The organism is Roseateles chitinivorans (assembly GCF_050632145.1).
GTDB lineage: Bacteria > Pseudomonadota > Gammaproteobacteria > Burkholderiales > Burkholderiaceae_C > Roseateles > Roseateles chitinivorans_B.
On sequence record NZ_CP192577.1, the window covers coordinates 2,221,521 to 2,240,500 of the forward strand.

Sequence of the window (18,980 nt, forward strand, 5' to 3'; positions counted from 1 at the left end):
GGAAGGGGGCGAGGAGGCCGTGAGCGGATCAGTCGCCGGTGGCGTCTGCGGCGCCCGCGGCGGTCAGCGTCTTCACGAGCCAGCCCTGCAGGGCCTGGATCTCGTCCATGCTGACCTCGTGGGCCATCGGGTATTCGTGCCACTCGACGTCGTAGTCGAGCCGGCGCAGCTCGGCCAGCGACGCCTGAGCGCGGGCGGGCACGACGACGCCGTCATGGCTGCCGTGCGCCAGGAAGATCGGCGTGTCCGCGTTGGCGGCGTTCTTCTCGGCCTCGGTCGTGTCCAGCACGGGCAGGTAGCCGGACAGGCCCACCAGCCCCGCCAGCCGCTTCGGATACCGCAGTCCGGTCATCAGCGTCATCGCGCAACCCTGCGAGAAGCCCATCAGCACGACGCGCTCCGGCGGGATGCCGAATTCGCGGTGCTCGCGGGCGATCAGGTCCTCGATCAGGCGCTGCGACACGCGCAGACCGTCGGCGTCCTCACGCTGGCTCAGATCGCCGTGGCGGATGTCGTACCAGGCGCGCATGCGCATGCCGCCGTTGATGGTCACGGGGATCTCGGGCGCGCTCGGCAGCACGACGCGCAGGCCGCCCAGTGCCAGCACCGGCGACAGGTCCAGGGCCTGGACCACGGGGACGAAGTCGTTGCCGTCGGCGCCCAGGCCGTGCAGCACCAGCAGGCTGAAACGGGGTGCCTGGGGGGTCTGCAGTTCGATGGTTTCGAGGTTCATGGACGGGAATGCTAGTCCGCCCCGCGTCGCCGGTCCTGGGTGGAAACGCCCTGTCGCGGCTCAACCGCTCCGCATCGCGCCCAGATGCAGCCGGTCGCACGCGGCTCGCACCGGCCGGGGCGGATCCGTAGTCTTCACGCCATCGCATCAACCGATGCACGACTCTCCGGGAAAGGAGCCCCCCATGTCCGACAGCGAAGAACTGAACCGCCTGGCCGATCTGCATCAACGCGGCATCCTCAGCGACGAGGAGTTCGCCAAGGCCAAGGAGCGGGTGCTGAACGCCAGCAACCGGTCGTCGAGCTCGACCTCCTATGCGTATGCCACGCCGCACGGCAACGGCAGCGGCGCCCCGGTGGTGAACGCGATCAACACCTTCCGCCGCAGCCGCGACGACCGCTGGATCGGCGGCGTGTGCGGCGGACTCGCCCGGCTCAGCGGCCTGGCCGCCTGGTTCTGGCGGATCGTGTTCGTGGCGCTCACGACCTGCGCCGGCGGCGGGGTGCTGCTGTATTTGCTGTTGTGGATCTTCGTGCCGCTGGAGGACTGAGGAAGGACGCCTGCCTGCCGAGGTCGGTGCGCTGGCCGCCGAGGCATGAGGCCCCAGCGGCAAGCGCTGAAACCTCACGCCTCACCGTCCCTGACCAGCCCCCTCCTGCAACGGTTTTGCTACCGAGGACTGCGGCAGGCCTTCTATGCCGAGCCCGTCAACACATACGCGGAGGCGAGCCAACGGCGCTCGACCTCCGCGTTCTTCATCCGGGATTCGAGTAGACGCCACGGGCACTCGAGTCCGTCCATGCGCACGATCGAATGCATCGCCGCACCGAGCACGAACAGGTTGCTCATCGGCATCCACGGCGGCGCCCACGCGAGTCCCGCGGCCACGATGCGCGCACCGGGCTTCAGCGCCGCAAGGGCGCGCGCGAGGCCTTCGTCGCTCTGCAGCACATCGTGCGTGAAGAAGAAGATCGCCGCGTCCGCGCGGCGCGCGCCAAGCACGGACGCGTAGTCCGCGTCCTCCGCGGCGGCGCCCAGGAAGTCGATCGGTGCGGGGAGATGCTCCACCCGCGCGCGCTGCTTGGCCTGGCGCATCATCGTCTCGCAGGGCTCGACGGCGACGATCCTTCCGGTGCGTCCGACGGCAGCGCTGAGACCGGGCAGGCTCAGACCCGTGCCCGCACCGATGTCGAGCACGGTCTGCCCCGGCTGCAGGTCGAGCAAGGCGATCGCCTCGCGCCGCAGTGGCGCCACCGGCATCAACTCGTAGTCGTAGACCGGCGCACGACGCGCATAGAGCGCGTTCGACGCCTGCCGGCCGGGACTGGGGTCTGGCGTGTTCATGGACTCCCTTGTGTTGCCGGGCCAGCTTCTCGTGGCGCGGAGGCCGGTGTCAAGCAAGAAAAACGGTGCGTCACGGAACCGTCATGCGGGGCCGAAAGAATCGCGTCCCTATGTGCGTCCAACTCACCACAGGTATGCGGCTTGCCCGCCGTGCCGCCCGCTCGATCGCCGTGCTCTGCGCCGCCGTCGCCCTTCCCCTGGTCGCGTCTGTCGCGTACGCCGAGTCCGCGCCGATCGCGGCGGCGTCCGATGTGGCGTCCGACCTGAAGTTCTCGCAGTTCTTCAAGTCGCCGATCGGTCCGGCAGGGCTGGAACTGTCCGATGTGCTGCGCGCCGCCGACGGCCGCCCGGTGCGGCTCGTGGGCTACATGGTCGCGCAGGAGCAGGCCAAGCCCGGTCGCTTCTGGCTCACGCCGCGCCCGGTGCGCATGAGCGAGCACGCCGACGGCGAGGCCGACGACCTGCCGGCCGCCGCCGTGACCGTGCTGCTCGATCCGTCGCAGCAGGAACGTCTGGTCGCGCATCGCGACGGTCTGGTGGCGCTCACCGGCACGCTGTCCATCGGCCGCGTCGAGGACGAGTCCGGCCGCGTCTCCTGGATCCGTCTGCAACTGCCGGCCGGCGCGCTCGAAGCGCAGTCGGCCGCCGCCGCTCAACCCGACACGCACGGGCATCGGCACTGACCTTCGCCGATCGCTCCTGATCTGCCCTTGACCGCAGCTCGCGCGGTTCCCGATTTCCCCGACTCGAGTCCTTCACGATGAAACACCTGCCTTCCCTGCTCGCCGGCGCCTGCGCGCTGCTGGCGTTGAGCGCTGCCCAGGCCGCCCCGACCGTCACCCGCCTGACGCCGCCGAGCGAGCGCTTCTCCACCGGCCAGCCGGAGCCCGTGATCGCGCGCTTCCTGCCCGGTCAGCGCTTCGACCTGCAGGCGACGATCAAGCCGGATGCCGGCCAGCGCATCACGGCCGCGCGCTTCGTGATCGACGGCAAGCCGGTCGACGCGACGGTCGCGCTGCGCGATTGCGCCACCGGCTGCGTGAAGGGCGTGAGCGCCGAGACCGCGATCGCCACGATCCGCGCGGTGAGCCTGGAGAAGGCCGGCCGCCACGAGTTCAGCGTCGAGGCCACGCAGTCCGACGGCCAGAAGGTCGCCGCCACCGGCAACTTCGACGTGGTGCCGTTCACCGTGGCGATGGGCCCGAAGGTCAAGAACATCATCATCCTGCTGGGCGATGGCATGGGTGCGGCGCAACGCACCGCGGCCCGCATCGTCAAGGGCGGCTACGCGCAGGGCAAGGTCATCAACCCGCTGGCGATGGACACCTTCCCGGCGACGGGCATGGTGAAGACGGCGTCGTTGAACTCGGTGGTGACGGACTCGTCGCCGGGCATGACGTCCTATGTCTCGGGCAACAAGAACAACAACAATGAAGAAGGCGTGTTCCCCGACGACACGATCGAGCCCTTCGACAACCCGCGCATCGAATACCTGTCCGAGTACCTGCACCGCACGCAGGGCAAGGCGTTGGGCATCGTGACGACGGCGGACGTGTTCGACGCGACGCCGGCCGGCAACGCGGTGCACACGAGCAACCGCGGCGCAGGCACCGGCATCGTCGACCAGTTCTTCGACGACCGTTCCCGCACCGGCCTGACGGTGCTGCTGGGCGGCGGCCGCAAGTGGTTCCTGCCAGCGGGCACGGCGGGCTCGGAGCGCGCCGACGGCAACGACTACGCGTTCTCTTCGACCGATCCGCACACGTCCGAGATCGTCAAGCGCTGGGGCGCCGCGCCGGGCGCGAAGGACAAGGGCCGCGACCTGATCCAGGAATTCCAGGGTGCCGGTTACCGCTACGCGCCGACGAAGACGGAACTCGACGCCGCCACGGCGGGCGCGGGCGCTGACAAGCTGCTGGGCCTGTTCGCGTTCTCCAACATGAACGTGGCGCTGGACAAGATCGATGGCCGCCGCGGTGCGAAGAAGGGCCTGGCGGGCGGCAGCGTCGTCGACGACTACGGCTTCCCCGACCAGCCGATGCTCGACGAGATGGCCAAGGCCGCGATCGCGACGCTGAAGAAGCAGTCCAAGGGCTTCGTGCTGATGATCGAGGGGGCCTCGATCGACAAGCAGGCGCACAACATGGACAGCGAGCGCTGGATGCTGGACACGATCGAGTTCGACCGTGCCGTGCAGGTGGCGCAGGACTTCGCGCGCGAGAACGGCGACACGCTGGTCATCGTGACGGCGGACCACGAGTGCTCGGGCGCGGCGCTGATCGGCGGTTCGATGCTGACGGACCAGGCGCTGCTGGACGCGGCGACGAAGAAGGGCGCGGCCAACCTGCGCGACAAGGTCGTCGGCGTGTACGAGAAGGCGGGCTTCCCGCGTTACCGCATCGCCGCGGACGGTTATCCGGAAGCGACCGACATCGACTACCGCCTGCTGGTGGGATACGGCGCGAACGCGGACCGCTACGAAGACTGGCGCACGAACGCGACGCCGTTGCGTGATTCGCAGCAGCCGCTGGCGAAGTCGGAGCCGCTGAAGTGGTACCCGGCCAACGCCGCCGAGCGCGACGATGCGACGGGTGAATTCCTGGTCACGGGCCAGGTGCCCGGCGAGCAGGCGGTGCACACGGCGACGGACATCCCGCTGTCGGCCTTCGGTCCGGGCGCGCTGGCGTTCACCGGTGTCATCGACAACACGGACGTGTTCTTCAAGCTCGCGCAGGCGGCGGTGAAGGGCGCGACCGCGCCGGCGGATGCGACCGGTGCGAAGCGGCCGGCGAAGGTCGCGAAGAAGTAAACGTCATCGCTTCGCAATCTGGAAAACTGCCCTTTGTGGCCTTCGGAAGCCCAGTCGTATCGACTGGGCTTCCATCGTTTGAACGAGCGGATGGAGAGGTGCTCACCTCAACCTTCCATTCGCCACCATCTCCTCCGCCGCCCGCACCAGGCACATCGCCGAAGCGCCTGCGGCCATGCCGGCGCGCCACTGGCGCTCCTCCAGCACGCCGCCGATGCCGACCACCGGCACGCCGGCCATGCGCGCCCACCAGCGCAACTGCGCCAGGCCTTGCGGCAGCCACGGCATGTCCTTGGTCGTCGTCGGCCACAGCGGGCCGCAGGCGATGTAGTCGGGCGCCGCGCCGCGTGCGCGGGCGAGTTCCCACAGGCTGTGGCTCGACAGTCCCAGTCGCACGCCGTGTCGCGAGCGACGTTGCTGCAGGTCGTCGCGGTCCCCGGCATTCAGACCCGCCCAGTCCTCCTGGCCGAGGTGCAGTGCGCGCGCGCCTTCGTCGAGCGCCAGTCGCCAGTGGTCGTTGATCCACAAGGTCGCCGAGCGCCCCGCCATGTCGCGCACCGCGTCGCGGATCGCCGAGCGCAGCGCGTCGTCGTCGGTCGACGGGCTGCGCTTGATGCGCAGTTGCAGATGGGTGAAGTGGCCGCTGAGCGCCAACGCCGTCACGCGCTCCGGCCGGTCCGTGATCGCGTACAGGCCGGTGGCGAAGGGCGCCGCGCGGCGTGACGCCGGCCACAGCACTTCGCGCCAGCGCGTCAGCGTGGCGCGGTCGGGCGAGGTCTCGTCATCGAAGCCCATCACCGGCATCGCGCGAGGATCGTCGATGAAGTGTCGATCGGGCCGGAGCGGCCCGGCGCCGGCGCCCGCCGCGTGGCCATCGCGCAGCGCGCACCAGGTGAGCATCTTCGCGAGGATCACCGCGTCCGGCACCGCGAAGCCGCGCGCGAGCGCCGCGGCCGCCGCGGTGGCAAAGGTGCAGCCGCTGCCGTGGTGATTCGGCGTTCCGCCGTTGCGGCCGGAAAGACGCGGCAAGGCGATCCATCCGGTCGCCAGCGGACTGTCCAGCCAATCCATCGAGAGCCCGTCCACCTGCGCCGTGTCGTCGCCGCCGGTGATGCAGACGGCGCGCGCACCCATGCCGCGCAGCATCGCGGCCAGCTCCGGCACCGGCAGCTGGCCCGAGGCCACGCCGAGCAGCCGTTCCGCCTCGCGCCGATTCGGGGTGATCAGCACGGCGCGCGGGATCAGTTGATGGCGGTAGGCGCCGAGCAGCGCGTCGTCGCAGAACGCCGCGCCGCCCGCGCTCGCGCCGAGCACGGGATCGACGACCAGCGGCGTGTCGCCGATCTGCGCCAGCAGCGCGTCGACCGTCCCGGCGCTCGCGAGCAGCCCGGTCTTGACGACACGCGGGGGCAGGTCTTGTCTCAGCGCGCCCAGTTGTGCTCGCACCTGGCTCACGGGCAATGGGAACACCGCCTTGACGCCCACCGAATGTTGCGCCGTCACCGCCGCGACGACGGCGCAGAGATGCACGCCCATCTCGGCGGCCGCACGCGTGTCGGCGCTCAAGCCCGCGCCCCCGCCACTGTCGGTGCCCGCGACGCTCCAGAGGATCGGCGGCGTCGGATCGTCGGTCCACGGCGTGAGCGTCAGCAGGTCGGGATCGATGGCTGATGCCCAGGACGAAGGCAAAGTCGGATGCGGCACGAGCGGCGATGGCATGGTCACCGTGACGTGATCGCGCCGGTCTGGACCTTCGATGCGATCAGTACGATCAGCGCGATCAGTTCGTTCAGATCGATCGACCTGCCCCGCTCGATCGGCGTGTTCGCCGTAGTCGTTCTCTTGATTCATGCGTCCCCCAGGAGGAAGGCGTGGCCGCTCACCGGCGTGCTCGCGACCGCGAAGGCCTGCGGCGCCATCAGGCCTGCGCGGAAGGCGCGCCGACCCGCGCGCACGGCGTCGCCGAATGCGCCAGCCATCGCCACCGGATCGCCGGCCTGCGCCACCGCGCTGTTCAGCAGTACGGCGTCGAAGCCCAGCTCCATCGCCCGCGCCGCCTGCGACGGCGCGCCCAGGCCCGCGTCGATCACCAGCACCGTGTCGGGCAGGCGCTCGCGCAGCGTGCGCAGCCCGTGCAGGTTCAGCAGGCCCTGGCCGGAGCCGATCGGCGCACCCCACGGCATCAGCAGCGGGCAGCCGGCGTCCAGCAGCCGCCGGCCGAGGATCAGGTCCTCGGTGCAGTACGGGAAGACGACGAAGCCTTCGCGCGTGAGCTCCGTCGCCGCCGCGACCAGCTCGAACGGATCGGGCTGCAGCGTGTGGTCGTCGCCGATGACCTCGAGCTTGATCCACGCGGTGTCGTAGAGCTCGCGCGCCATGTGGGCGAGCTGCACCGCCTCGCGCGCGCTGCGGCAGCCGGCGGTGTTGGGCAGCAGGCGGGCGCCCTGCTCGCGTCCGACGGCGAGTGCCTGCGACAGCGCACCGTTGTCGCCCGCCTGCAGCGTGCGCTTGAGGCCGACCGTCAGCACCTGCGAGCGGGAGGCGCGGATCGCGTCGCACAGCGTGACGGGGCTGGGATACCCGGCGGTACCGAGGAAGAATCGGCTGTCGAGCGCGATGCCGTCGATCAACAGCGGATCGGCAGGGCGATGCGGGGTAGAGGACGGCATATCAGCCTCCGACGATCGGTTGGAAGAAGAGCACGACGTCGCCGTCGTTGAGCGCCGTGCCGGCGCGCGCGTCGCGCGGCACGAAGCGGCCGTTCAGCGCGGTGGCCACGGCGGCTGCCTCGCGGCGTTCGAGTTCGAGCAGCTGCGCCAGCGTTGCGCCCGCGGGCATCGCCACGGCGCGGTCGTCGAGCCGCACGGTGATCAAGGGGAGGGCGGTCATTGAGCAATCTCCAGGAGAGGGGCAGCGAGTCCGGCCGCGTCGAGCAGCCGCTCGACCAGTGCCGGCGCCAGCAGCCAGCCATGGCGGTACAGGCCGTTGAGCCGCAGCAGGCCGGGCTCGTGGTGGGTGAAGGGCAGGTTGTCCGGCAGCGCCGGCCGGAGATGCCGATCGAGCCGAACGATGCGTGCCTCCGACAGCGCCGGCAGCACGCTCTGCGCCGCCGCCATCAGCTCGACGGCGGAGCGCAGCGAGACGGGGCTGCGGTCCTCGCTCTCGATCTCGCTGGCGCCGACGACCAGTTCCTCGTCGGTACGCGGCACGAGATAGACGCGATGCCGCGGATGCAGCAGCCGGACCGGACGACGCAGGCCGTGCTGCGGCAGCGACAGCGTGACGATCTCGCCGCGCACGCCACGCAGCGGCAGCGGCGGCCTTGCGCCGAGCCCCCGCGCGTCGATCGCCCAATCGCCGCGCCAGCGCCCGCCGTCGACGAAGTGCAGCTCGCCGGGCAACACCTGGTCGACAGGACGCGACCAGTGCCAGTGCGCCGCTGCTGCCTCCGCGCCCGCGAGCAGTGCGGCCATCGCCGGTACCGGCGCGATCAGGCCTTCGCGGGGCAGCAGCCAGCCGCGCAGACCCGGCGCCAGCATCGGCTCCAGCGCGCGCAGCGTGTCCGCATCGAGCGGTTCCGCGCCCGGCATGCGCATCAGCGCGCGCTGGGCCGCGCCGAGGTCCGCGCGATGCGACAGCAGCAGGCTGCCGTCGATGCGCAGCGGCACCGGCGGCGGGCTCGGCGTCCCGTCCGACGCGCGCCGCGACAGCGCCTCGACGATGCCCGGCCACAACGCCAGCGATCGCCAGCCCAGCGCGGCGATCTCCGCGCCGCCCTGTTCCTGCTCGGCGAGCGGGCTCAGCATGCCGGCCGCGCTGAACGCGGCCGCGCCCTGCGCGTCGAACACGGGCTCGGGACCGGGCGACGCGTCGAAGACCTCGACGGCATGGCCCGCCCGCGCGAGCGTCCACGCGAGCAGCCGCCCGGCGAGCCCCGCCCCGGCGATGGCGATCGTGGCCATCGCGTTCAGGCCTGGCGGATCGGGATGTAGAGCTCGCCGCCGCCGGCCAGGAACTCGGCGCTCTTCTCGCGCATGCCGGCTTCGGCCGCGATCCCCTCGCCGCTGCCGCCTTCGCCGTTCGCCGCCAGCTGCGCGCTGTACTCCCGCACGTCCTGCGTGATCTTCATCGAGCAGAACTTCGGCCCGCACATCGAGCAGAAGTGCGCCACCTTCGCGCTGTCCTTGGGCAAGGTCTCGTCGTGGAACTCGCGCGCGGTCTCCGGGTCGAGCCCGAGGTTGAACTGGTCCTCCCAGCGGAACTCGAAGCGCGCCTTGGACAACGCGTCGTCGCGCGCCCGTGCCGCCGGATGGCCCTTGGCGATGTCGGCCGCGTGCGCGGCGATCTTGTAGGCCATCAGGCCCTGCTTGACGTCGTCCCGGTCGGGCAGGCCCAGGTGTTCCTTGGGCGTCACATAGCACAGCATCGCGCAGCCGAACCAGCCGATCATCGCGGCGCCGATGCCGCTGGTGATGTGGTCGTAGCCCGGCGCGATGTCCGTCGTCAACGGGCCCAACGTGTAGAACGGCGCCTCGTCGCAGTGCTTGAGCTGCTCGGTCATGTTGGCCTGGATCATGTGCATCGGCACGTGCCCCGGGCCTTCGATCATGGTCTGCACGTCGTGCTTCCACGCGATCTTCGTCAGCTCGCCCAGCGTGCGCAGCTCGGCGAACTGGGCCTCGTCGTTGGCGTCAGCCAGCGAGCCCGGCCGCAGCCCGTCGCCCAGCGAGAAGCTGACGTCGTACGCCTTCATGATCTCGCAGATCTCCTCGAAGTGCGTGTACAGGAAGTTCTCGCGGTGATGCGCGATGCACCACTTCGCCAGGATCGACCCCCCGCGCGAGACGATGCCGGTGCGGCGCTTGACCGTCATCGGCACGAAAGGCAGCCGCACGCCGGCGTGGATGGTGAAGTAGTCGACGCCCTGTTCGGCCTGCTCCACCAGCGTGTCCCGGAACAGCGCCCAGGTCAGGTCCTCGGCCACGCCGCCGACCTTCTCCAGCGCCTGGTAGATCGGCACGGTGCCGATGGGCACGGGGCTGTTGCGCAGGATCCAGTCGCGCGTGGTGTGGATGTTGCGGCCGGTGGAGAGGTCCATCACCGTGTCCGCGCCCCAGCGCGTCGCCCACACCAGCTTCTCGACCTCTTCCTCGATGCCCGAGCTCACCGCCGAGTTGCCGATGTTGGCGTTGACCTTGACCAGGAAGTTGCGGCCGATGGCCATCGGCTCGACTTCCGGGTGGTTGATGTTGGCCGGGATGATGGCGCGGCCGCGGGCGATCTCGTCGCGGACGAACTCGGGCGTGATGATCCCGGGGATCTGCGCGCCCAGGCCCTGGCCGCGCAGGCGCTGCTCGCGCTCGGTATCGGACAGGTACTCGTGCATCCAGGCGCGGCGGCCGTTCTCGCGGATCGCCACGTACTCCATCTCGGCGGTGACGATGCCGCGGCGGGCGTAGTGCATCTGCGTCACGTTGGCGCCGGATTTCGCGCGGCGCGGCGGACGCGTGAGCGCGGCGCTCTGCGCGCGCAGCGCGTCCTGCTGCGCGGTCTCGCGCAGGCCGTCGTCGAAGAGCTGGATCGGCCGGCCGGCGTACGGCTCGGTGTCGCCGCGCGACTCGACCCAGGCGGCGCGCGTGGCCGGCAGGCCGCGGCGCACGTCGGTCGCGACGGCGGGATCGGTGTACGGGCCGGAGGTGTCGTAGACCGCCAGGCGTTCGCCGTTGGTCAGCGCGATCTCGCGCAGCGGCACGCGCAGCTGCGGATGCAGCACGCCGTGTTCATGCGTCTTGGTCGAGGCGGGCAGCGGGGCGCGGCTGGCGGCGAGGCGGTCGTGGAAAGTCGCGCTGTCATGGCCGGCTGGAGGGGTCAGGTCGTTCATCGAGGTCTCCGGTTGGGCGCCGGAGGCTGAATCGACGGGAACGGACAGGCGTTCGGAACAGACCCCTTCCTGGGCGGAGCGCACGGGGCGGTGCGGGACCGCGTGGCATCGGTGCGGGCCGGGGAGGCACGCGCATTCGCCGAGGTGCGCCTGGAAGGGCGGGCTCTTCTTACGCCGGTACGAACCGGATCAAGTTCAGCGGGTCCACGGCTTCATCGCCATGTCTCAGCCCGTGTCGACGATGCGCGTGGCGCGGCGTCGACCCAGGGCTCCCCGGAGCAGGCGCGCAGTATAGGCCGCGCAACACCCGGGCCGGGCGGGGACGTGAATTCCTCGACGCAACCCCGATGTCAAGGGACATCCGGGGTACTGTTACATCCTGATTCCGGGGAAACACCGAGGGGCCGTCACCACGGTGACTTCTTACACTGCGGCGCTCAGGCCGGGGCGCGAAAGAACCACAGCAACAGCAGTAGACAAGACCGGCGTTGTCTCCAAAAGAGAGCAACCAGCGCAATCGAGAGGGTGGAGTGATGAGCAGCCGTAGTCTCCCGAGCGTCCGACACCAGGGCCGGATGTGGTGCCAGGTCTTGAGCCTGGGCCTGGGTCTGGTCGCGATGGGCGCGCAGGCGCAGACCGCGCAACCCGTGGCGCCGGCCACGTCGGCCGTGCCGGCCGCCGCCGCCGCGGTGGCGCCGATGAGCGATGTCGACCGCGCCAAGCGCGATGCCGACAAGGTGTTCCAGTGGATCAAGTTCCACGCGGAGAAGGGCGAGAAGAAGCCCGCGCATGAGGCCAAGGCCGAGGCGCCCAGGCCGGTGGCCAGGCCCGTGGCCGTGACCGCGCCGGCCCCCGCCACCGTGGCGCGCCGGCAGGACGCCGATCCCGCCCGCAATGCGCAGGACGCCGCGCCGGTGCCAGTGGTCGCGTCGGCATCGCCCGCGCCCGCGGCGATCGGCCAGTCGGCCGCGCAGACGATCGCGCCGCCGACGTCCGTGCCGCCGCCGATGTCGGAAGCGCCGTCGCCGCAGGTGGTGTCGATGTCGGCGCCGTCATCGGCCGTGTCCGCCGGCAAGGTCCCGGATCCCGAGCCCGAGGCCGACGAGCCCGTGCCGCTGAAACTGCTGCACAAGGTCGATCCCGAGTACCCACGCGCGCTGCTCTCGCAGCAGCGCTCGGGATCGGTGCTGGTGCAGTTCACGGTCCGTCCTGACGGCGCGGTCGACGCGGCGCAGGCGGTGCGTTCGCCGGACCGCAAGCTCAGCGTGGCCGCGGTCACGGCGGTCAAGCAATGGCGCTTCGGACCGATCCCGGCCCCGCGCCAGGTCAGCGTGGAGATCGGCTTCCAGGCCGCAGAATGACCGGTGACGGGCGGGGGCGTCGCCCTCACATCCCGTACATCGCCGCCTGATCGAACGGCCCCAGCGCCGCGGCCATCGCGTCCAGGAACAGCCGCGTGCGCAGCGGCATCAGGCGGCGCTGCGGGAACACCGCCCAGCAGGTCGACGGCTCCGCGCACCAGGCGGGCAGCACGCGCAGCAGTTCGCCGCGGTCGACGAAGTCCTGCGCGTACTGGTTGCCGACCCAGGTGATGCCCAGGCCCGCGCGGGCCATCTGCAACAGCATGTCCGGCGCGTTCACCAGCGTGCGGCTGTCCGGCACGCCGACCCATTCGACGCGCTCGTCCGCCTGGGCGTCGACATTGCCGAACAGGCGCCAGGGCAGCGGTTCTCCCGCGCGGCTCAGGATCATCAGACCGTGCATGCTCAGCAGCCCTTCGGGCAGCTGCGGCTCGCCATGCCGCTCCAGGTACTGGGGTGAGGCGTAGAGGCCGCTGCTGAACATCGCCAGGCGCCTCGCCGCGAGTTGGCTGTCCGGCGGCAACTGGCCCATGCGCACCGCGATGTCGAAGCCTTCGGCGATCAGGTCCACGCGCCGCGGCGAGAGATCCAGCTCCAGCTGCACCTCCGGGTAGTCGCCGACGAAGCGGCTCAGCATCGGCGTCAGCATCTGGTTGGCGAAGTCCGCCGGCATCGACACGCGCAGCCGGCCGGTCGGCCGCTGCTGCCGGTGCAGCGCCAGCGCCAGCGCGCCATCCACCTCGCCCGCGAGCACCCGCGCGTGTTCGAGCACGCCCTGGCCGAACTCGGTCAGCGTCAGCCGCCGCGTGCTGCGCTGGAGGAGCTTCTCGCCGAGGCGCTCCTCCAACGCGGCGATCCGCCGCGACACCGTCGACTTCGGCAGCTGCAGCCGCTCCGCCGCACGGCTGAAACTGCCGCTTTCGATGACGCGGGCAAAGACAAGCAGGTCGTCGGCATCGAGGCTCATGGGAGATCGGATTGTTCTTTTGGTGGAACAATCTTATCCAATATGGGGTATTCCGGTGCTTGGATGCGATCAATACAGTTCATCCCATCCCCTCACACCCCGGCTGATCCAGCCGAAACGCCCGGAGAAACGCACCATGAACATCCTCCAGATCAACTCCAGCGCCCGCCGTCTGCATGAAGGTCAAGGCTCGGTCTCGACCCTGCTGGCCAATGAAGTCGTCGCCCAACTGGTCGCCCGCAACGCCGGCGCCACGACGGTCGTCCACGATCTGGCGGTGCGTCCGCTGCCCGCGATGGACGAGGCCACCCTCGGCGCGCTGTTCACGCCGGCCGACGCCCGCACCCAGGCGCAAGCCGACCGCGTGGCGTTCAACGACCAGCTCATCGCCGAACTGAAGGCGGCCGACGTCATCGTGCTGACCGCGCCGATGATCAACTTCGGCGTGACCTCGCAGCTGAAGAACTGGATCGACTCGGTGGCCCGCGCCGGCGCGACGTTCAAGTACGGCGCCAACGGCCCCGAAGGTCTGGTGACCGGCAAGCAGGTCATCGTCGTCAGCACGCGCGGCGGCGTGTACCGTGGCCAGCCGGCCGACAACATCGTTCCCTACCTGCAGCTGACGCTGGGCTTCCTCGGCATGACCGACGTGAAGTTCGTGCTGGCCGAAGGCCTCAACATGGGCGAGGAAGCCGCGGCCAAGGGCCTGGCCACCGCCCGCGAGGAAATCGCCGCGCTGTTCGGCGAAACGCAACCGGCCTGATCGCCGGTCGGCGCAGCCGGCCGGATCGACCGCGCGCGCCCTCCACGGGGCATGGGGGCTCCCTCCTGGACCCCCAAGCCCCATGCCGGGCCGGCAGCATCCGCTGACGGCCGGCACAGAGATCGATCGACATCCCGACATCCCGACATTTCGGAAAGGAATCCATCATGACCGCCGCCACCCCTGTCACCTCTCTTCGGACGCCCCGCCAGGTCGAGCGCCTGGTGCAGGGCAGGGCCACCAGCGACGGCGCCGGCGTCAAGCTGACGCGCGTGCTGACGCAGGACCTGCAGCGGCGTCTGGATCCCTTCCTGATGCTGGATGCGTTCGGCACGGACAACGCCGACGACTACATCGCCGGCTTCCCCGACCATCCGCACCGCGGCTTCGAGACCGTGACCTACATGCTCGAGGGACAGATGCGCCATCGCGACTCGGCGGGCCATGAAGGCCTGCTCGGTCCCGGCGGCGTGCAGTGGATGACCGCCGGCCGCGGCGTGATCCATTCGGAACTGCCCGAGCAGCAGGAGGGCCGCATGGAAGGCTTCCAGCTGTGGCTGAACCTGCCCGGCCGCGACAAGATGCGCGACCCCTGGTACCGCGACATCACCAGCGCCGAGATCCCGGAGCTGAGCTTGCCGGGGGCGACCGTGCGCGTGATCGCGGGCGAGAGCCACGGGGTGGTCGGCGCGGTGCAGCGCGATGCCACGCAGCCGATCTATCTCGACGTGCATCTGGCGCCCGGCGCGACCTTCGAGCAGGCGCTGCCGTCGACGCACAACGCCTTCCTGTACGTGTACCGGGGCGCGCTGCGCTTCGACACCGGCTGCCTGGTGCCGAGCGGCCGCATGGCGATCCTCGCCAACACGGCCGGCGCGGACGGCGTGCGCCTGACCGCATCGGACGACGGCGCCCGCGCGATCCTGATCGCCGGGCAGCCGCTGGGCGAGCCGATCGCCCAGTACGGCCCCTTCGTGATGAACACGGAGGGCGAGTTGCTGCAGGCGGTGCGCGACTTCCAGGCCGGCAAGTTCGCCTGAGCCGCAGGCACGCTCTGAGCGCCTCGTGACGGAGGCCCCCTGGTGAGGCCAGGGGCGCCGGCGACGCCCGGTGCCGTGACCAGTGCCGCGTCTAGTGCGGCGTCTAGTGCGGCGTCTAGTGCGGCGTCTTGAGCGGCGGCACGACGGGCGCCAGCAGGCGTGGGCCGTCGAAGCCGTGGACCGCGCCGAAGCGGCCGCCGTCCTCGCGGCCGTTCCACTCCTCGGCGTAGACCTGCATCTCCTCGCGCGTGCGGCCGACGAAGTTCCAGAACAGCAGCACCGGCTCGCCGAACGGCGGGCCGCCCAGCAGCAGCGCGCGGCTCCTGCCGCCGCCCGACAGCAGCTTCAGCGATTGCGCGCCCGGCGCGATGTAGAGCAGTTCGCCGGGCTTGCTGGCGCCGGTGGATTCGCCGTCGAGCGCCACCGACAACTCACCCTCCAGCACCATCAGCCCGTACTCCTGATCGGGGTGCAGCGGGATCGTCGCCTCGGCGGCGCGCGTGGCGCTCAGGTCCACGCCCAGCAGCGGCGTGTGGCTGGGCACCGGCGAGCGGTGGCCGCCGAACTCGCCGACCAGCAGCATCGTGTCGAAGCCGCCGGTGGCGAACGACGGCAGGTCGGGGAAGTGCTCGAAGGCCGGTTCCCGATGGCGGACCGCGTCGGGCAACGCGATCCACAGCTGCGCCAGCTGCAGGCGGTCGGACTGCGACTCCTCCGTGTGGCTGATGCCCTTGCCCGCGGTCATCAGGTTCACCTGGCCGGGACGCAGCATCTGCTTGGAGCCCAGGCTGTCGCGATGCAGCACCTCCCCTTCGATCATCCAGCTGAAGGTCTGCAGGCCGGTGTGCGGATGCGGGCCCACGCGCATGGCGTTGTCCGGCGTCAGGTCGGCGGGGCCGGCATGGTCCAGGAAGCACCAGGCGCCGATCATGCGGCGCTTCGGCGTCGGCACCGCGCGCCGGATCGTCAGGCCGCCGACGTTGCCGAGGTGGGCGCTGATGCGCTCCCAGCGGGCCGGGACAGGAGAGTCGGGGCTGCCGGACGCGGCACCGGATTCGGAATCGTGGGGGCGGTCATGGGGTGGCTCCTTGTGCGAGGTCGTCGAGGATGGGGCAATCGGGGCGGTCGTCGCCGTGGCAGCAGTGTGCGAGCTCGGCCAGCGCGCGTCGCATGGCCTGCATCTCGGCCATGCGGCGGTCGAGGTCGGCGATGTGGGTCTCCGCGATGCGCTTGACCTGGCCGCTGGCGCGGCGGCGGTTCTGCCAGAGCTTGACCAGCTCGGCGATCTCCGCCATCGAGAAGCCCAGGTCGCGCGCGCGGCGGATGAAGCGCAGCGTGTGCACCTCCTTCTCGCCGTAGAGCCGGTAGCCCGACTCCGTGCGGGCGACCGGCGGCAGCAGGCCCAGCGACTCGTAGTGGCGCAGCATCTTCGGCGACACGCCGGAGCGTTCGGCCGCCTGGCCGATGGTCAGCGGGGAGGTCATCGCGCGGCTCCTTTCCAGCGCTTGAGCAGCAGCGCGTTGCCCAGCACCGAGACGCTGGACAGCGCCATCGCGGCACCGGCGATCACCGGGCTCAGCAGCCCGAACGCCGCGAGCGGCACGCCCAGCAGGTTGTAGATGAAGGCCCAGAACAGGTTCTGGCGGATCTTCGCGACGGTGGCGCGCGACAGCGCGATCGCCTCGGCGACCAGCCGCGGATCGCCGCGCATCAGCGTGATGCCGGCCGCTTCCATCGCCACGTCCGTGCCGCCGCCCATCGCCAGGCCGACGTCCGCGGCGGCCAGTGCCGGCGCGTCGTTGATGCCGTCGCCGACCATCGCCACGTGCGTGCCGTCGGCGCGCAGCCCGGCGACGATGCGGGCCTTGTCCTCGGGCAGCAGTTCGGCGCGGACCTCGTCCAGTCCCAGGGCGTCCCCCGCGGCCTTCGCGGCCGCGGTGTTGTCGCCGCTGAGCATCAGCGTGCGCAGGCCCAATGCCTTCAGATCGGCGATGGCCGCGGCGGACGTGACCTTGACCCGGTCGCCGAACGCCAGCATCGCCAGCAGCACCGGTGCGCCGGGACCGTCGGCAGCCGCCAGCCACGACAGCGTGCGACCCTGCGCGAGTGCCGCCTGGGCCTGCGCCTCGAGCGGCGACAGGTCCACCCCGAGTTCCGTCATCCAGCGCCCGCTGCCCAGCATCAACGCGCGGGCCTGGACGCGACCGTCGATGCCACGTCCCGCGACCGCGCGCACCGACGCGGCCGGCGCCGTCGTCAGCGCGCGCTCGAACGCGGCGTCGCGCACCGCGCGGGCCAGCGGATGTTCGCTGCCCATCTGCAGTGCCGCCGCGAGGCCGAGCGCATCGGCCTCACCGATGCCGGGCGCCGCGACGAAGTCCGTCAGCCGCGGCTTGCCTTCGGTCAACGTGCCGGTCTTGTCGAACACGACCAGCTCGACGCGACGCGCCTGCTCCAGCGCTTGGGCGTCCTTGATCAGCAGGCCGCGCCGCGCGGCGACGCCGGTGCCGACCATGATCGCCGCCGGCGTCGCCAGACCCAGCGCGCAGGGGCAGGCGATCACCAGCACGGCGACCGCGTGGATCAGCGCGCGTTCCCAGTCGCCGGTGGACAAGCCCCACGCCAGCAGCGTCACCGTCGCGATGACCAGCACCGCTGGCACGAACACCGCGCTCACCTGGTCGACCAGCCGCTGGATCGGCGCCTTGTGCGCCTGCGCGGACTCGACCAGACGGACGATGCGCGACAGCGTCGACTCCGCGCCCAGCGCCGTCACCTCGACCAGCAGCAGGCCGTCGCCGTTGACCGCCCCGCCGACGACACGATCGCCTTCCGCCTTGTCCACCGGCAGGCCCTCGCCGCTGATCAGCGACTCGTCGACGGCGCTGCGGCCTTCGCGGATGCGGCCGTCGGCGGGAATGCGCTCGCCCGGCCGCACGACCATCAAATCCTTCAGGCGCAATTGCGCGAGCGGGACCTCGACTTCCATCCCGGGTTCCGCCGCACCTCGCCGCACGCGGGCGTGTTCCGGGCGCAGCTGCTTGAGCGCGGCGATCGCGCTGAGCGTCTGGCGCTTCGCGCGCCCCTCCAGCCACTTGCCCAGCAGCACCAGCGTGATGACGGCGGCCGCCGATTCGAAGTACAGCGCCGCGCTCATCGGCCCCTGCCGCACCAACTCGTAGACGCTGAGGCCGTAGGCCGCGCTGGTGCCCAGCGCGACGAGCAGGTCCATGTTGCCGCTGCGGTCCTTCAGCGCGGCCCAGCCGGCGCGATAGAAGCGTGCGCCGAGCCAGAACTGCACGGGGGTCGCCAGCGCCAGCTGCCACCAGCCGGACAGCATCCCGTGCGCGCCCCAGGCCATCGCGAGCATCGGTGCGATCAGCGGCAGCGGCAGCGTCAGCAGCGCGGCGGTGAGCACGGGCCAGCCGGTCGCGGCCCAGGGCGGTGGGGGAGGGGCGTGTCGTCTTCGGCGACGATCTCGTGGGCCTCGTAGCCGGCCTTCGTGATCGCGGCAACGAGGACATCGGCGGCGATCCCGGCCTGCGTGCGCACGGTGGCGCTTTCCGTGGCGAGGTTGACTTCGGCGCCTTCCACGCCGGGCACCTTGCGCAGTGCGCGCTCGACGCGATTGACGCAGCTGGCGCAGGTCATGCCGGACACGGCGAGCTGGCGCTCGCCGGAGGCGGCGCCGTCGGCACTGGAAGTCCCGACGTTGGCGATGGAGGGGGCGGTGGCGGTATTCATGGCGTCAGTCTCCAGCTTGCCATGATGGGAAGGTCAAGGCCATGCCCCGGATCCCGCAGACGCGCTTGACCTTCCCACGGCGGCAAGGTTTAGGCTTCAGCCTGTTGATGGACCCGAAGGACTCTGACATGCATGAATTCAAGCTCCCCGACATGAGCTGCGGCCACTGTCGCGCGGCGGTGACCGAGGCGGTCAAGGAGGTCGACGAACACGCTGCGGTGAGCGTCGACCTGGCGCAGAAGACGGTGACGGTGGAGAGCGGCCTGAGTCGCGAGCGGCTCGCGGGCGTGCTCAGCGAGGCCGGGTACCCGCCGGCCTCGTGAGCGGGAAGCGGTTGC

17 protein-coding genes, 1 pseudogene and 1 riboswitch are annotated in these 18,980 nt (G+C 70.9%); of the genes and pseudogenes, 7 read left to right on the forward strand and 11 right to left on the reverse strand.

The features are described from left to right. Positions 1–28: 28 nt before the first annotated feature. Positions 29–733, reverse strand: coding sequence for an alpha/beta hydrolase (locus ACQ86G_RS10155; protein WP_431260455.1), 705 nt, complete (start codon positions 731–733; stop codon positions 29–31). A 184-nt stretch (positions 734–917) separates the two neighbouring features. Between ACQ86G_RS10155 and ACQ86G_RS10160 the strand changes: the two genes are divergently transcribed. After that, positions 918–1,283: a PspC domain-containing protein gene (locus ACQ86G_RS10160; RefSeq protein WP_431260456.1), complete on the forward strand. Its 366-nt coding sequence runs from the start codon at positions 918–920 to the stop codon at positions 1,281–1,283. Between the two features lie 143 nt (positions 1,284–1,426). Here the strand turns inward: ACQ86G_RS10160 and ACQ86G_RS10165 are convergent, their stop codons facing one another. Beyond that, the gene (locus ACQ86G_RS10165) at positions 1,427–2,077 is read right to left on the reverse strand and encodes a class I SAM-dependent methyltransferase (RefSeq protein ID WP_431260457.1); all 651 of its coding nucleotides are present in this window, start codon (positions 2,075–2,077) and stop codon (positions 1,427–1,429) included. Between the two features lie 134 nt (positions 2,078–2,211). Between ACQ86G_RS10165 and ACQ86G_RS10170 the strand changes: the two genes are divergently transcribed. Next, positions 2,212–2,760, forward strand: coding sequence for a hypothetical protein (locus tag ACQ86G_RS10170; protein ID WP_431260458.1), 549 nt, complete (start codon positions 2,212–2,214; stop codon positions 2,758–2,760). A 77-nt stretch (positions 2,761–2,837) separates the two neighbouring features. Further along, complete coding sequence (locus ACQ86G_RS10175; RefSeq protein WP_431260459.1) at positions 2,838–4,886, forward strand: alkaline phosphatase; 2,049 nt, start codon at positions 2,838–2,840, stop codon at positions 4,884–4,886. 102 nt (positions 4,887–4,988) lie between these two features. Here the strand turns inward: ACQ86G_RS10175 and ACQ86G_RS10180 are convergent, their stop codons facing one another. The 5 genes from ACQ86G_RS10180 to thiC form a co-directional block, all read right to left on the reverse strand. Further along, on the reverse strand, positions 4,989–6,605 hold the full coding sequence (locus ACQ86G_RS10180) for a bifunctional hydroxymethylpyrimidine kinase/phosphomethylpyrimidine kinase (protein WP_431260460.1): 1,617 nt from the start codon (positions 6,603–6,605) through the stop codon (positions 4,989–4,991). A gap of 128 nt (positions 6,606–6,733) precedes the next feature. Next, positions 6,734–7,555, reverse strand: coding sequence for a thiazole synthase (locus ACQ86G_RS10185; RefSeq protein WP_431260461.1), 822 nt, complete (start codon positions 7,553–7,555; stop codon positions 6,734–6,736). A 1-nt stretch (position 7,556) separates the two neighbouring features. Continuing rightward, positions 7,557–7,775, reverse strand: coding sequence for a sulfur carrier protein ThiS (thiS, locus tag ACQ86G_RS10190; RefSeq protein ID WP_431260462.1), 219 nt, complete (start codon positions 7,773–7,775; stop codon positions 7,557–7,559). Then, positions 7,772–8,848: an FAD-dependent oxidoreductase gene (locus ACQ86G_RS10195; RefSeq protein WP_431260463.1), complete on the reverse strand. Its 1,077-nt coding sequence runs from the start codon at positions 8,846–8,848 to the stop codon at positions 7,772–7,774. The genes thiS and ACQ86G_RS10195 overlap by 4 nt, the downstream gene beginning before the upstream one ends. Positions 8,849–8,853: 5 nt before the next feature. Then, complete coding sequence (thiC, locus tag ACQ86G_RS10200; protein ID WP_431260464.1) at positions 8,854–10,767, reverse strand: phosphomethylpyrimidine synthase ThiC; 1,914 nt, start codon at positions 10,765–10,767, stop codon at positions 8,854–8,856. 149 nt (positions 10,768–10,916) lie between these two features. Beyond that, positions 10,917–11,053: riboswitch (TPP riboswitch) on the reverse strand. Positions 11,054–11,300: 247 nt separating this feature from the next. On the opposite strand from thiC, the gene ACQ86G_RS10205 reads away from it, so the two are divergent. After that, positions 11,301–12,128 carry an energy transducer TonB gene (locus ACQ86G_RS10205; RefSeq protein ID WP_431260465.1) on the forward strand — a complete coding sequence of 276 codons (828 nt, stop codon included), beginning with the start codon at positions 11,301–11,303 and terminating at the stop codon, positions 12,126–12,128. Between the two features lie 25 nt (positions 12,129–12,153). Here ACQ86G_RS10205 and ACQ86G_RS10210 read toward each other — a convergent pair whose 3' ends face one another. After that, positions 12,154–13,095 (reverse strand): LysR family transcriptional regulator, encoded by a 942-nt coding sequence (locus tag ACQ86G_RS10210; RefSeq protein ID WP_431260466.1) that lies wholly within the window; start codon positions 13,093–13,095, stop codon positions 12,154–12,156. Positions 13,096–13,231: 136 nt separating this feature from the next. Here ACQ86G_RS10210 and ACQ86G_RS10215 point away from each other — a divergent pair, with 136 nt between their 5' ends. Continuing rightward, positions 13,232–13,858, forward strand: a complete 627-nt coding sequence (locus ACQ86G_RS10215) for an FMN-dependent NADH-azoreductase (protein ID WP_431260467.1) — start codon at positions 13,232–13,234, stop codon at positions 13,856–13,858. A 167-nt stretch (positions 13,859–14,025) separates the two neighbouring features. After that, the gene (locus ACQ86G_RS10220) at positions 14,026–14,898 is read left to right on the forward strand and encodes a pirin family protein (RefSeq protein ID WP_431260468.1); all 873 of its coding nucleotides are present in this window, start codon (positions 14,026–14,028) and stop codon (positions 14,896–14,898) included. 115 nt (positions 14,899–15,013) lie between these two features. On the opposite strand, the gene ACQ86G_RS10225 is transcribed toward ACQ86G_RS10220, so the two are convergent. The 3 genes and pseudogenes from ACQ86G_RS10225 to ACQ86G_RS10235 all read right to left on the reverse strand — a co-directional run bounded on the left by ACQ86G_RS10225 (position 15,014) and on the right by ACQ86G_RS10235 (position 18,549). Next, positions 15,014–15,850: a pirin family protein gene (locus ACQ86G_RS10225; protein ID WP_431260469.1), complete on the reverse strand. Its 837-nt coding sequence runs from the start codon at positions 15,848–15,850 to the stop codon at positions 15,014–15,016. Positions 15,851–15,971: 121 nt separating this feature from the next. Further along, the gene (gene cueR / locus ACQ86G_RS10230) at positions 15,972–16,382 is read right to left on the reverse strand and encodes a Cu(I)-responsive transcriptional regulator (protein ID WP_431260470.1); all 411 of its coding nucleotides are present in this window, start codon (positions 16,380–16,382) and stop codon (positions 15,972–15,974) included. Further along, positions 16,379–18,549, reverse strand: a pseudogene (locus tag ACQ86G_RS10235) (heavy metal translocating P-type ATPase). The gene cueR and the pseudogene ACQ86G_RS10235 overlap by 4 nt, the downstream one beginning before the upstream one ends. 221 nt (positions 18,550–18,770) lie before the next feature. Here ACQ86G_RS10235 and ACQ86G_RS10240 point away from each other — a divergent pair. Continuing rightward, a complete protein-coding gene (locus tag ACQ86G_RS10240) occupies positions 18,771–18,965 on the forward strand; it encodes a heavy-metal-associated domain-containing protein (protein ID WP_431260471.1) in 195 nt (64 codons plus the stop codon). Positions 18,966–18,980: the final 15 nt, after the last annotated feature.